This window comes from Vibrio sp. 10N.239.312.C11, from assembly GCF_041466065.1.
In the GTDB taxonomy this organism is placed as follows: Bacteria; Pseudomonadota; Gammaproteobacteria; order Enterobacterales; family Vibrionaceae; genus Vibrio; species Vibrio tasmaniensis_A.
Map to the genome: position 1 here is coordinate 51,508 of NZ_JBFSRZ010000027.1, position 14,848 is coordinate 66,355.

At 44.6% G+C, this 14,848-nt stretch carries 6 protein-coding genes; 4 read left to right on the forward strand and 2 right to left on the reverse strand.

Annotated features, from left to right (window positions below; genetic code table 11):
- Position 1: 1 nt before the first annotated feature.
- Positions 2–2,200, reverse strand: a complete 2,199-nt coding sequence (locus tag AB6D07_RS13160; protein ID WP_029222933.1) for a heparinase II/III family protein — start codon at positions 2,198–2,200, stop codon at positions 2–4.
- A gap of 332 nt (positions 2,201–2,532) precedes the next feature.
- Here AB6D07_RS13160 and AB6D07_RS13165 point away from each other — a divergent pair, with 332 nt between their 5' ends.
- The 4 genes from AB6D07_RS13165 to AB6D07_RS13180 all read left to right on the forward strand — a co-directional run bounded on the left by AB6D07_RS13165 (position 2,533) and on the right by AB6D07_RS13180 (position 6,702).
- Positions 2,533–2,868, forward strand: coding sequence for a cupin domain-containing protein (locus tag AB6D07_RS13165; RefSeq protein ID WP_009846518.1), 336 nt, complete (start codon positions 2,533–2,535; stop codon positions 2,866–2,868).
- Positions 2,869–2,902: 34 nt separating this feature from the next.
- The gene (locus tag AB6D07_RS13170; RefSeq protein WP_017103048.1) at positions 2,903–3,835 is read left to right on the forward strand and encodes a sugar kinase; all 933 of its coding nucleotides are present in this window, start codon (positions 2,903–2,905) and stop codon (positions 3,833–3,835) included.
- A 73-nt stretch (positions 3,836–3,908) separates the two neighbouring features.
- On the forward strand, positions 3,909–4,535 hold the full coding sequence (locus tag AB6D07_RS13175) for a bifunctional 4-hydroxy-2-oxoglutarate aldolase/2-dehydro-3-deoxy-phosphogluconate aldolase (protein ID WP_009846516.1): 627 nt from the start codon (positions 3,909–3,911) through the stop codon (positions 4,533–4,535).
- A gap of 397 nt (positions 4,536–4,932) precedes the next feature.
- Complete coding sequence (locus AB6D07_RS13180; protein ID WP_009846515.1) at positions 4,933–6,702, forward strand: sodium:solute symporter family protein; 1,770 nt, start codon at positions 4,933–4,935, stop codon at positions 6,700–6,702.
- Positions 6,703–6,917: 215 nt separating this feature from the next.
- Here the strand turns inward: AB6D07_RS13180 and AB6D07_RS13185 are convergent.
- Positions 6,918–14,848: cadherin-like domain-containing protein (locus AB6D07_RS13185; RefSeq protein ID WP_372140723.1), on the reverse strand; the 7,931-nt coding region annotated here is incomplete at its 5' end.

Below are 14,848 nucleotides of genomic sequence, written 5' to 3' on the forward strand. Positions count from 1 at the left end.
ATTATTTCCCCTGCTCTGCTGTGCTTGCTAATTCTGGGTTTAAAATTGTTTCTACTGAGTAGAAGCCTGTCCAGCTGTATACTTTACCGTTCAGTTCTACTTTGTGTTCAGTGCTCTCAGTCGCGCCAAGTTGGTTGCTGATCATCACTGTCACATTTGACTTCTCTGTGGTGATTTCGACGACTGAACCGACGTTTGTATGCGCTACAACCTTGATGTCTTTCACAACGCCGCGAGCATTTACTGATTGTTCGAACTCTTCGTTAAAGTAACCGTGCGTTTCTAGAACAGAAGCGAACAGTGTTGTTTCGCCTTTGCTACGTAAAATGAATGCAGGCTCTGAACGTAGGTTGAAGCTTGGATCGTTAGCACCAGTGCGAGTAAAGACAACTTCAGCATTGTCGTTAGACGTTGCGCCTAGCCAAGTGTAGTACGTGTTGTTTTGTAGCCAGCTCACAAGTGCTGTGCCCTTCACTTCACCGCTTGCCACGTTCCATAGGTGTTGGTAACCGAAGTCTTCACCTAGCGTGTTCAGCTCTTTGTTTGCTTGGTATTCAAAGTTCGTGCGAACAATCTGACCTTGATATTGGTGTGAGTAGTCGTATTGATGCTCGCCTTCGCCGCCTTTCTCTGAATCTAAACGGTAAAGGTCTAATAGTAGTGGAGATTCCAATTCTTCAAGGTTTAGCATGAACACGCTGCGTTGCATGTCAAAACCTTCGTAATGATCGTTAGCAAATGCGCTCATGCCGTTGATTTTCTCGTCTTCTACTTTAAAGAAGTGAGGCAAGCCGTGTACTGAGTCTGCACGCTCAACGTCAAAGTTATTCTGACATTTTTCATCAATGGTTACTGCATTATGAGCAATCGTTTGACGTGCGTAAGATTTGTTTTCATCTAGGTAACGACCGCCGAATTTTGGCTCAACGTTCACCCAACGGCAGAAGCCGTATTCACGTAGCACTTCTTGACCTCGGTTGAAGAAAGAAATACCCAGCGTATCGAAGTTGCCGTGACCCATGCCGTGTTGGCCGTAGTTCATCACTAACTGAGAAACGTCGCCTTTCTTATCCTGCATGCGGATAAAACCTTGCGCGCCGTTGTGACCTTCAGGGCCTTCGTTCAATTCAACACTTGGCCAGAAAGGCATGCCGATTTCTTTTTCAGCAGAAGCCGCTTCGTATGCTTTAGATAACTCAAGACCACATGGGTGCATCCATACTGCGTCTTGAATCTTCGCCATACCAAGAATGTTTTGGTCAACACCCTCAGCTGAAGAGTAGTGCTTACTGTAAACACTGACTGCAACCTGAACACCCATGTCTGTGATACCCATTGTACGAGAAGCATCATTCAGAGCCGGGAACTCACCGTTCGGATAAGCCGTCGCCAGCATGGCTTGTACTGTGTTACCAATCACGCCGCCTTTGTAGTTGTAGATATCTACTTCAGGCATATGACGGTGAATGACTTCAGCGAAAACACATGTTGGGCGAATCGCGTAACGGTGGTAGTAAGGACCTTCCATGTAATAACCAGAAGGTGCAAACAGTTGAGAGATTTGAGCTAGAAAGCCGCCAGTATCGTTACGGTCGATGCCGTACACTGACATTTCAAGGTACTCGCGCTTGCCTAGAGCAAGACCACAGATACCCACAGCGGCTACTGCCCAAATACCGTGGTTGTGAATGCGGTCGAAGTCGTGTGCGTATTTAACCGTAAACATTTCTAGCATTGGTTCGAAAATGCGCGATTCAATGTTGTCACGCTGCTCTTGTGTCAGTGTTGAAGCAACACAAGAGTAAGCCAAGCTTGAGAACATTAACCAGCAGTGTTCGTTCAAGATTTGGTGGAACAAACGACCTGTAGGGTTAGTGTTTTTCTGTACGTGGTAATCAAACGTTAGATATTTGTCCGCGTACTCTTCTAGTAGTTCTGTAACAAAGTCAGCGTACTTTTGCTCTTTAGTGATCAAGAACATGCGACCAGCTAAGTTCATGTACGTGTAGTTTTGCTTATGGCGGTTATGCTCGTAACCACCCGCTTCTCCGTGACCAGGAACATCAATAGGTAAGCACATGAACGCTTCTAGGTCTTTCGCGTTCGCTGCAATGGTTTTGCCCATTAAGCTAGAACGGCCCACTTCAAGGTGAAGTTGCTCTATTTCTGCTTCAGTCAACAATACTGGTTTAGTCGTCATATTCTTTGTCACCCTCAATAAAGAGTTTATCGGTTTAAACTTTGATTAAATTTTCAAACTCCATATAAAGTAATACAATATTAGCTTTAATTGTACTTATTCGTCGCAAAATGATGAGCAGAATCACATAAACCCGCATAAGCTATTGATATTAATAGATAACACTAAATATCAAGCATTTGTTAAGTTGTTGATTTATTTGCGCTATATAAAGTATCGCTTGATCAATATCACACAACACTAGATATATTGTATTACAATTAACCTCATTCCCTTATGATGAACACAGTTAAGTAACACTTAAAAGATTTAAACAGATTAGGAGATACACAATGAACTCTTTCTTTATTCTAGATGAAAACCCATGGGAAGAATTGGGCGGTGGTATCAAGCGTAAAATCGTCGCGTACACTGACGATCTTATGGCTGTACACCTATGTTTTGATAAGGGCGCAATTGGCCATCCTCATACTCACGAAATTCACGACCAAATCGGTTATGTTGTTCGTGGTAGCTTCGAAGCTGAAATCGAAGGTGAAAAGAAAGTGCTTAAAGAAGGCGATGCTTACTTCGCGCGTAAACACATGATGCACGGCGCCGTTGCTCTAGAGCAAGACAGCATCCTTCTTGATATCTTCAATCCTGCGCGTGAAGATTTCCTAAAATAATAACTAGCGCAACCTCAGTTGCTAAGGTAAGCATATGAAATCATTAAACATCGCGGTCATTGGCGAGTGCATGGTTGAGCTACAACAGAAAAAAGACGGGCTTCAGCAGAGTTTTGGTGGCGATACACTGAATACAGCACTTTACTTGTCTCGCTTAACAAAAGAACAAGATATCAACACGAGCTACGTAACAGCACTAGGCACTGACCCATTCAGTACCGACATGTTAGAAAAGTGGCAAGCGGAAGGTATCGACACTAGCTTGATTGCTCAGCTTGATCACAAACAACCAGGACTTTACTACATCGAGACCGATGAAACTGGTGAACGCAGTTTCCACTACTGGCGTAATGATGCTGCAGCAAAATTCATGTTTGACCAGCAAGACACGCCTGCTCTACTTGATAAGCTATTTTCTTTTGACGCGGTTTACCTAAGTGGTATTACGCTTGCTATCTTGACAGAGAACGGACGCGCACAGCTATTCAGCTTCTTAGACAAATTCAAAGCTCAAGGCGGCCAAGTATTCTTCGACAATAACTTTCGTCCAAAACTTTGGGAAAGCCAACAAGAAGCGATTTCTTGGTACTTGAAGATGCTTAAGTACACCGACACAGCGCTACTGACGTTCGATGACGAGCAAGAGCTGTACGGTGACGAAAGCATTGAACAGTGTATTGCACGTACGTCTGAGTCTGGTGTGAAAGAGATCATCATTAAGCGTGGCGCGAAAGACTGCCTAGTGGTTGAAAGCCAAAGTGCTCAGTACGTTGCACCAAACCCAGTAGACAGCATCGTTGATACAACAGCGGCTGGCGATTCGTTCAGTGCAGGCTTCTTGGCTAAACGCTTGAGCGGTGGCAATGCGCGTGATGCAGCATTAGCAGGTCACATTGTGGCAGGGACTGTGATTCAGCATCCAGGTGCTATCATTCCTCTAGAAGCGACCCCTGATTTGTCTCTATAATTGCGCACTTTAACTATTAATCAAGGGTTTGCTTAGTTGAAAGCAGACCCATTATTAACGTGAGAAAGAATTCATGACTACATTAAATGAACAACTAGCAAACCTAAAAGTAATCCCTGTAATCGCTATCAACCGTGCTGAAGATGCCATCCCCCTAGGCAAAGCACTGGTTGAAAACGGCATGCCATGTGCAGAAATCACACTGCGTACAGAATGTGCAATCGAAGCGATTCGCATCATGCGTAAAGAATTCCCAGACATGCTAATCGGTTCAGGTACTGTACTGACTAACGAGCAAGTTGACGCATCTATCGAAGCTGGCGTTGATTTCATCGTAAGCCCAGGTTTTAACCCTCGTACAGTTCAATACTGTATCGATAAAGGTGTCGCAATTGTACCGGGTGTTAACAACCCAAGCCTAGTTGAACAAGCAATGGAAATGGGCCTTCGCACGTTGAAGTTCTTTCCTGCTGAGCCTTCTGGCGGTACAGGTATGCTTAAAGCACTAACAGCGGTTTACCCTGTTAAATTTATGCCTACTGGTGGCGTAAGCTTGAAGAATGTAGATGAATACCTATCGATCCCTTCTGTTCTTGCGTGTGGCGGTACTTGGATGGTTCCAACTAACCTTATCGACGAAGGTAAGTGGGACGAACTAGGCAAGCTTGTTCGTGACGCTGTCGAGCTAGTCAATAGATAGGTTCGCGTTAACTGGCTGACACTTGTTCAACGACGAAAGCGAGCTCTGTGCTCGCTTTTTTATTACGTGATATAAAGTGGACACACCTATTTTAATTTTAACCATACTTATTAGAGTTTTGTCGCTTCTCAATCAACACGCTCGCTCAACTAACCCCTATAACCACACGGATATTTGTATTATTATTTTAAATACTTACTTTCAAGTATTTATCCAACGACAACGATGAAATTTGAAATAATTTCAGAAAATTAAGCTCTTAAACGGCTTTAAGTGCCATCTATGATGAAATAAACATGCGCCCCAGATCACGCTAAAGACATATTGTAGTACAAATAAGTATGCAGAAGGAGTAATCTAGGTGTCAGTTAATTATGAAACTTAAAAGGCTGAAAAGATGACTATTGATACTTTTGTTGTTCTCGCCTACTTCTTCTTTTTAATCGCAATTGGTTGGATGTTCCGTAAGTTCACCACCTCTACAAGTGATTACTTCAGAGGGGGCGGCAAAATGTTGTGGTGGATGGTTGGTGCAACCGCCTTCATGACACAGTTTTCAGCATGGACGTTTACAGGTGCCGCAGGACGCGCGTTCAATGACGGTTTCGTTATTGTAATCCTATTCTTAGCCAATGCTTTTGGCTATTTCATGAACTATATGTACTTCGCTCCAAAGTTCCGCCAACTTCGTGTGGTAACGGCGATCGAAGCCATTCGTCAACGCTTTGGTAAAACGTCTGAACAGTTCTTCACATGGGCAGGTATGCCTGACAGTCTTATCTCTGCAGGTATCTGGCTAAACGGTCTCGCTATCTTCGTAGCTGCTGTATTCAACATCCCAATGGAAGCAACCATTGTGGTAACGGGTATGGTTCTAGTATTGATGGCAGTAACAGGCGGCTCTTGGGCGGTTGTTGCTTCTGACTTCATGCAAATGCTTGTAATCATGGCCGTGACAATCACTTGTGCGGTTGCGGCTTACTTCCACGGTGGTGGCTTAACTAACATCGTTGCTAACTTCGACGGCGACTTCATGTTAGGTAACAACCTAAACTACATGAGCATCTTCATCCTTTGGGTTGTGTTCATCTTCGTGAAGCAATTCGGTGTAATGAACAACAGCATCAACGCTTACCGTTACCTATGTGCAAAAGACAGTGAAAACGCACGTAAAGCGGCAGGCCTAGCATGTATCCTTATGGTTGTTGGTCCACTAATTTGGTTCCTACCACCATGGTACGTAAGTGCATTCATGCCTGAGTTCGCATTAGAGTACGCTTCAATGGGTGATAAAGCGGGTGATGCTGCTTACCTAGCATTCGTACAGAACGTAATGCCAGCAGGTATGGTTGGTCTTCTTATGTCAGCAATGTTCGCTGCAACGATGTCTTCTATGGATTCAGGTTTGAACCGTAACGCTGGTATCTTTGTAATGAACTTCTACAGCCCGATTCTTCGTCAAAATGCGACTCAGAAAGAGCTGGTTATTGTAAGTAAGCTAACGACTATTATGATGGGTGTTATCATCATCGCGATTGGCTTGTTCATTAACTCTCTACGTCACTTGAGCTTGTTCGATATCGTAATGAACGTAGGTGCGTTAATTGGCTTCCCAATGCTTATCCCTGTACTACTTGGTATGTGGATTCGTAAGACGCCTGACTGGGCTGGTTGGTCTACTCTCGTGGTTGGTGGTTTCGTTTCCTACATCTTCGGTATCTCGCTTCAAGCAGAAGACATCGAGCACCTATTCGGTATGGAAACAGCGCTTACTGGCCGTGAATGGAGCGACTTGAAAGTAGGTCTTAGCTTAGCTGCTCACGTAGTGTTTACTGGTGGTTACTTCATGCTAACTTCTCGCTTCTACAAAGGCCTATCGCCTGAACGTGAGAAAGAAGTTGACCAACTATTCACTAACTGGAACACACCATTAGTAGCGGAAGGTGAAGAGCAACAAAACCTAGATACTAAACAGCGTTCAATGCTTGGTAAGCTTATCAGCACAGCAGGTTTCGGTATCCTAGCAATGGCTCTGATTCCAAACGAACCAACAGGACGCTTGTTGTTCCTACTATGTGGTTCGATGGTACTAACCGTTGGTATCCTACTGGTTAATGCGGCCAAAAACCCTGCAAAAAAGCTAAATGATGGAGCGATTCTCAAATAGTATAGAGAAAGAACACTATTCGCTTAGCTGATATAACACATAAAATAATGCCCATGCTTTCCCCCGACAGCATGGGCTTTTTGTTGTTTTATCGAGGCTATTGGTTTATCGGGGCTCATTCAGCAAGATTTAATAAAAAATAGGCCAGCATTGCTGGCCTATTTCGTTATGGTTTAGTTATTCACTTCTAATCACTAGCGCTTATCAATTGAGCGTTAACCGTGAGTCATGACATTTTGTTGCACTAGCGCATCCAGAATATCAGAAGGCATGGTGCCATTTAACGTCAGCTGAGGCGCAAGATCTTCAACCACAATCACTTGTTCTGTAGTGCCTAAGCCATCAGGGTTAATCGTAAGTTCAATATCATCCCCGTCAACCTTCGCATCAATGTGTTGCAGCAGTGTTGTTATATCTGGTGAGGCACTTTTCAGCTCAGGTAACACTTCTCTTAGATCGAGTTGGTCTCCTTCAGATAGGCTAAAGTCGGTAATCGTATCTTCGACACCATCTTCGATGTTGAACCATACAAACGAATCCATACCGTCGCCACCAGTCAGAATATCGGAACCGCCTCCACCGATGAGAGTGTCGTTACCATCACCGCCAACTAACGTATCGTCACCCGAACCACCTTCCAGACGATCATTTCCAGATCCCGCTGTCAGGTCGATATTGCCAGCCCCTGCCAATAACTGAACATCGTCGGTTTCTGTAGCTAAATCGATATCAACCCCGTTAGACACAATGTTCAAGTTGAGATCTATCGAAGCCGATGTTGCAGTATCGCTGTTATCTAGCTCTTCTGAAACCGCCTCCACTTTGAGTGTGTAGCTTCCCGGCGTATCAGAAAGCCCAACCACTTTCACAGTGTCAATCGCATCCGCCGTGGCAATCCAAACTCCACCACCGACATCAGTCACTGAACCCACATCACTCGTAATTTGAGCACCAACAGGCACATCACTGATACGTAGCGTTAGCTCTTCCGTAATATCTGTCAAGGCAGCAATAATACCAACCAAAGGAACGCCGCTAGCGCTTACTGACTGGTTAGCGGTGATATTTCTGACGTAGTTAGACGCAGTATCAATCGACAAAGTCGGCGCATTCGCCACAGGAGTCACTGCGATATCATAGATAACTGGCGTGGTTTCAATGACGATACCAGAAGGGTTTCCGCTATCTTTCGCGATGACTTCCAAGCCAATGCTATTGGTTGGAGACAGGCTCGCATCCAGATAAACACCCGCAGGGCTAGTCGGTGTGTCAATTAATGCATTTAGGTCGCTCAACGTACCTACTAAGATAACCGAACCTGTGTTGTTGCCATTCACCATCACAGTTGTCACGGCAGGCAGCGACACATTTAACGTTCCGTAATCCACCGTCAAAGTGACCGTCATCAAGTCATTAGAAAATGAATCAACATAATCAGGATCACTGACATTGATGCCACTCAGCAGCTGACCCGATTCTTCATCAATAAAATCAGTGACATTGTCACCATTAACAACAGGTGTATCGTTAACACCTTGTACCACAACGCTGATTTCCGCGGTATCCGTTAAGAAATCATTTGAGCCATTGGTTGTACCGTTATCTTCTACGGTATAGGTGAATGTAACATCGCCATTGTAATCATCAGCTGCCGTGAATACCCAGTATGGGCCATTAATCGAATTGTCATCCGCCCCACCAACGTTCTCAAACTTCTGAATTTGCCCCTGACCTTGATCGATTTCGACCTTAGTTACCGTAATGGCATGCCCCTCAGGGTCTGTCGTCGCTGTAATCAGGTCTTCAGCTTTGATGATTAGCTGACCTTCTTCAAGCATGGTGCCCAAATCAATATCGGTTGCCACTGGTTGGTCATTAACTTCTGTAACTACAAGGCTGATTTCCGCACTGCCCACTTTGAAGTCCGACGAACCGTCGGTTGTACCATCATCGATAATGGAGTAATTGAATTTGACGTCTCCATTATAATCATCAGCTGCCGTGAACACCCAGTATGGACCATTAATCGAATTGTCATCCGCCCCAGCAATGTTCTCAAACCTCTGAAGCTGACCTTGACCTTGATTTTGAGTAAGGCTGATATCTGTTACGGTAAGGTTATGATTTTCGATATCAGAGCTTGCCGTAATCAAGTCACCCTCAACAATCACGATTTGGCCATCTTCCGGAATCGAGCCCAAATCAACATTGGCCGCTATCGGAGCATCATTATATTCCGTCACTTTAATAGTGAAGGTAGTTTGATTCGTTTGAGCGGTATTCGGATCACCCGCATCAATCAAACCGTTATTACCACCGTCATCGATCGTAGCATTAATGGTCACTAACCCACCCAGATTGAGATAGTTCTGATCCGGGTCCGGTTTGAACGTAACCTCGCCATTAGTTAGCGCTGCATTGATGTCAGCTTCTTTACCTGTCATGACAAGTGAGCCATCAGCCTGCAATACAAATGTCACACCATTGGATTGAGTGCTTGGGAGTACAAACTCGCCCTGTGCACCCGGCAGTGTTTGGTCAACTTTTAGCGTCAGTACATACGGTGCATCTGGATTATCAAAGTTTGCGTCGATATCGTAGATACTAAAGTTGTTGATTGCCACGCCAGTAGAGTCTTCTGTCGTTTCAAGGTTAGTCACATTGACAAAGGTCGGTTGATCGTTGATAGGATCAATCACTAAATCAACATTGAAACTCGTTGGTGTGCCTAAATGCTCCGTGTTATCAGCATCTGTATCCACAGAACGAACGGTAATCTGCAGTGGACCATTAATACCCAAAGCATTACCTGTATCACTATTATGTTCGCCAGAGTTAAATATGATCTTATCTAACGACTGAGCTGGGACGTTTAGTGTCCAGAGTTGCGTCGCTGGATCATAGCTACCTATAGTGGTTCCGTCAGGGTAGTAGATAGAAGCATCTTGAGGAACACCAGCCACTTCGACTCGAAGGGTTTCGGGTGCATTTTCGGTATACGTTCCGCTTCCTGTGGCCGACAACTCTTTATCTAAAATAGTCGCATTGATTTCGATATCAATATTCTGCCCTTCGTTGCCTGTTACAGAGTCCGTAGGATTGGTATCAACATCGTCACCAACAGGCACCACATGCAGTTTGAAGCTTGGTAAGTTTGCAGCCGCAGTCGGTACACCAAGTAGCGACTCTTGAGTGAACACTTCAACACCAAACTCAGCAGTACCACTGAAGTTTTTAGGCGGTAAAATCGAAATTTCACTTAAGTCGAATGAAAGCCCAGAAGCTTGAGGCAATTGAACACTCCACTCACCGCCACCGTTGTTTTTCACAGTGTAAGCAGAACCAGCATCTACACGCATCTGGAAGCCATCAGGTACATCGGTGAACTTAATCGATACAAACTGTTCTGATCCATCAAGGTCAGTCAGTGCAATCGATACAGGTCCTGTACCTGACAAGGAAATAAGCTGGTCTTCGTTGCCGGTAATCTCGATTACATCAGGATCACTACCCGGCCCAGAGACATGTACATCATCAACAACCGGAACAACATCAAAACGAACACTTGTATTGAAGGTATCGGAGTCGGTTGCAGTGCCTACCGGAAAAGCAGAATCATTGTAGGTTGCGGTATCTGTAACTGTACCACTTACATTAATCTGCACTTGGTTAATATCATTTCCAGTTGGGTAGTTTTCTATCGCCCTAAAGAGGACATTATCGAGCGCCCCCGCCGCGATTTCAGCTTGATTAAACGTGACTGAGGTACCAAGTGAGGTACCCGTATTGTCATAGAATGCCCCTATTGAAGGGTCATCCAACGTCAAAGTAATGGATGTAAACGCCTCTTGCCCCCCTTCGACGCCTGATACCTGATCCGAAATAGTCGAATTGAAGTCGAGTTGAATGTAGGTGTCTTCGTAACCCACCTGATCTTGTCCAGCCTGACCGTCGTTATCAACAGGATTAAAGGCATCATCAAGCGAACCGACGACATTCACCTCAATCGTAGGATCCGTCTCTGCATCTGGCGCGACTTTGATGACGACGTCGGTAACTAACGTTTTCTCATCACCAGAGAGCGTATCTTTGGTCACTATGGTTAGTGGTAATCTAAAGTCACCAGAGTAGTCTGCCGGTAAGTTAAGTAACAGCCCTGAGAAATCAGTTGGAACGCCCTGTTCAACGGTTGTTTCGAATACATATTTTCCATTAACAAAATCGACTTCACTGCTTCCCGCTAAACTAATTGGGAAAGTGCCTCCTGGGTTAATGGTCACGGAGTCATCAATGATAATGGTCACTTGGTCTACCGAAGCGTCTTCTCCAGAGAAAGTGATCAAACTATCTAGCGCAGCTCCCAAATCTAGCTGTGTGTCCTCGATGGCATCGACAACACTGTTTGGTGTCATCGTAATATCTGCTGCGACCTCACCTCCCCCGACAAGTACTTCTGGGAATGACAATGTCACTTCGCCTTCCCGAATAACGGCAGGAGATGACTCAACCTCAACACCATCACCGCGATCAACCACCGTACTAAAGATAGTCATCTTGATGTCATTGAATACGTCTGGAAGATTAGAAATAGGAGGGAAACCAAGACCATTAGGAGCACTGATACTAAACAAGTCCTCATTCGTCACAACCCAACGACCATCGCCTTCATAAGCCGCGCCAATAACGAGTAATTGATTCAATACGTCATCTGATAATGGAGTCTTATTCGGGTCATTATTCGTTAATTGAATAACCAGTTGGTCGACTTCCTCAATAGCAGATGATGCATCGGTTTCTTGATATCGAATAACAAATTCATCCGTGGCGGACGGATTGTCGCTGTTGGTTGTAAACTTGAGTACACCAGTCAAAGGATCAGCGCTCACCGTACCCAAAGAACCAGTTCCAGCCACGTCGTCGACGATAAGCTGATTATCGATGCCATCATGAGTCTCAACAACGGGTCTTACGATAACATTGATCGTACCTTTAACCGTCGCAGTCGCAATACCCTCACCTGGGTTAGAAGAGTCCACATATTCGTGATCACGCTCCTCAACGTCTACCTCTGTCGTCAATGTGAAATCAACGCTAGAGTCAGTTGGCGGAGTCATTTGAATAAAGTTATTCGCTAATGCAATTTGGGTAAATTGTTCCGGCGTCTGATTCGCGTCTTTAGGGGTAATCGTTAACGTACCCACACCATCATTCACAACAGTCACATCACCATTTACGGTGGGTGTGACACCCGGTGGAATACCGGAAATCTTAATTGAAGTGAAATGCTCGTCAGAGTCGATATAGTCAACGCCTTCAGGATGCCAATCGATGTTGATAGCAGTATCTTCGCTCCCGTTTGTGACGTTGTTGTAGGTTGCTGAGGTATCGATGATAGGCTCAACCAACACTCGAATTTCTTGATCAAAAGAAAGTGTGTGACCGTCGTTTTCCGTTACGATCACTTTGCCTTGAATATGGATATTCTCGGTCGAAGAGTCGACAGGTCGAATACGAATACCTGACGTTGTACCCGCCTCCGTAATATTAGCTTCGTAGATAGGTTTTGATAAATCAGGGCTACCACCCGGTCCGGTTTCGTAACCCACAAAGTTAAGATCAATAACCGTACCGTCCCCATCCTCGATTATAACGCCATCAGGAATACCCGATAAGATAACCGTTATTGATTCGGAACCATCGTCCGGTAATGGTGTAGTGCCGGTGTCAGGCTTTCTCTCACCCGACAATACCGTGAAGTCAAGCAGAGCAAAGCTGTCGCCGTTTTGACTCTCTTGAATCGTCGTTTGAACACCGCTTGCAGTACCATCTGTAATTGCGGTCCAATCGGTACCATTCGTCCCACCATAAGGTGTGTCAGCAACTCCTTTCACTTCAACGTTAACCGTTTTAGTACCGAGTATTTCTACATCGACTTGTTGTGGGTTGGTTGACAGGTTTGCTGTGTCCTTCACTACACCTGTAACATCAAAAGTGAAATCGACATTGCTGTGTTTAGTTGGAACCACCTCAACGTTAGCCAAATCGGAATACGCTATTTCGTGGTAATTGGTACCACTGACAATAGGAACTACCGTGGTTGTACCCACAAAGTAAAGCACTGCGCCTTCTGTAATATTGCTGATACGAACAAACAGTTCTTCAGAGCCATCCGTATCGACCGACCCTGTCATGGTGATGACTTCGTCTAGCGTGAATGCATCTTTGTTATCCAAAGGCCCAAGGTAGTCGGGATTATCAATATTGTCTTCGTTGATTTGAATGCGATTTACACTGAACTTTCCAGGGTCAGCGTCAGCAGTGACATCAATAATGATGTTTTGCTCTACAGAACGAGCCTTAGTTTTATCATTTGCCCCACCGTTAGCAGTATCTTCATAAGGATTCAGTGTTTCCTCTGTAACCGCTGTTGCTTCGAACTCTATCTGACCCGAGAAATTATCAATAGGGTTAACCACGGTGGTGTTAATGTCTTCTGCCGCTATTTTATATACACCACCCGCCGTCAGCGTAAGCACATTGCCGTCTTTATCAAGAAGCTCAAACTTTCCGTCACCTTCAACAACTTTCAACTCATAAGTGATCGTTTCAGTTTGGCTACTATCTTGTGATACTGCGTTTAGCTGCAACGTGACGTTGTCTTCATCTTCATTGACTTGATACTGATAAGTGCTGTTACCATCATCCCAAGTTGCAATATCCGCTACCGCTTCAATCTCGATTTTGAAACTTGAGTTTACTTTGTGGTCAAGAGTGCCTCCATTATCGATCTCCAATTGATAGCGGATCTCAACGCCATTACTATCTGAACCATAGTTTTGGTCAGGAACGAAATAAAGGTTTTCGATGGTTGCAATGGTTTGTCTTACTTCACTTGGGTTTAAAGCATAGCTTTGTTGCATTTGAGGCGGTCCAAATAATATTTGACCGTTAGTTTCAGGCGTTAACTTGTGATACTCACCACCCTCAAAGTAATAGAACGTGCCTCTATGGTTACTGTTTTTTATAATCAGTTGACCGATAGACTCGCTGTTATCCCTGTCATTCAGGTTAACCTGAAGCGCAACTTGAGCTGGTGCATTAGGTAAACCGCTTTGGTTGTCTTGTATATTTTCAAGAATCGGAGCATCACCTGCAGCATATGGTATTGTTGAGTCTCTACCCGCATCCTCAAAGGTGGTCACTGTCAGCGCGATCTTCGACGAATTCCTATCCGTAATAGTGATGTCCAAGGGTGTCGATGACGTATCTGAATCGCCATCCTTCGCTGTTACATTAATAGAGAAATTAATTTCATCACCAACATGCTCTAAGTAATTATTGGCTCTAAACTCAATCTCACCATTTGAGTTTATTTTCAGTCGACCCAGCTCTCGAGGATCAACAGCGCCATTGATCTGCTCATATACTCGTACCTCTTGAGTACCACTATTTAAATCGAAGTCACTACTGTAAGACCCACTGTTCCCTGAACGGAAAACAATTCCACTTCCGTCAAATGCTTCAATTTTGCTCAGTTCCGCGCCATCGGCACCGACATCTGTAGAATCAGCAAACATATCGACTATAGAGCCGCGATAACCCTGACCTTCAACACGAGTAATCGATTGTGTTGTCACTAATGGAATATCATCAGTGACTGTTATTTTGAGATCAATCGCATTCGATTGGTCTTGATCAAAATCTTCAGCAACGATTGAGAAATCAAGATCTATCGCGTTCTCGTTTGCACCGTCAGGGTGCTTCAGTGGTTTAAACAATTCAAACTGATAACTGTTATCAGAGGTATCGAAAACAATCTCAAACACGGCTTCATTGCTGGTTGCAGTTTGAGCAACATAGGTGAATGTTGTGCCGTTTTGTGAAACAGCTAGCCACTCTAAGCTTTCTCCATCGGAGGTTAAACCGCTCAAGACTAAATCTTCATCAACCAGTTCATACTTCACAACGCCATCGGCACCTTCATCGACGGTGAACAGTCCATTGATAATGGTGTCTTCAGATTGATCCGAACCTATGCCTGAAAGGTCGTCTTCATCGACAACCGTTTCGCCCGTCGGCGGCGTCATTACTGGAACATCATCAATGACTTGAATTGGTAGTTGATACTGGTTGGAGTCATCGCCAT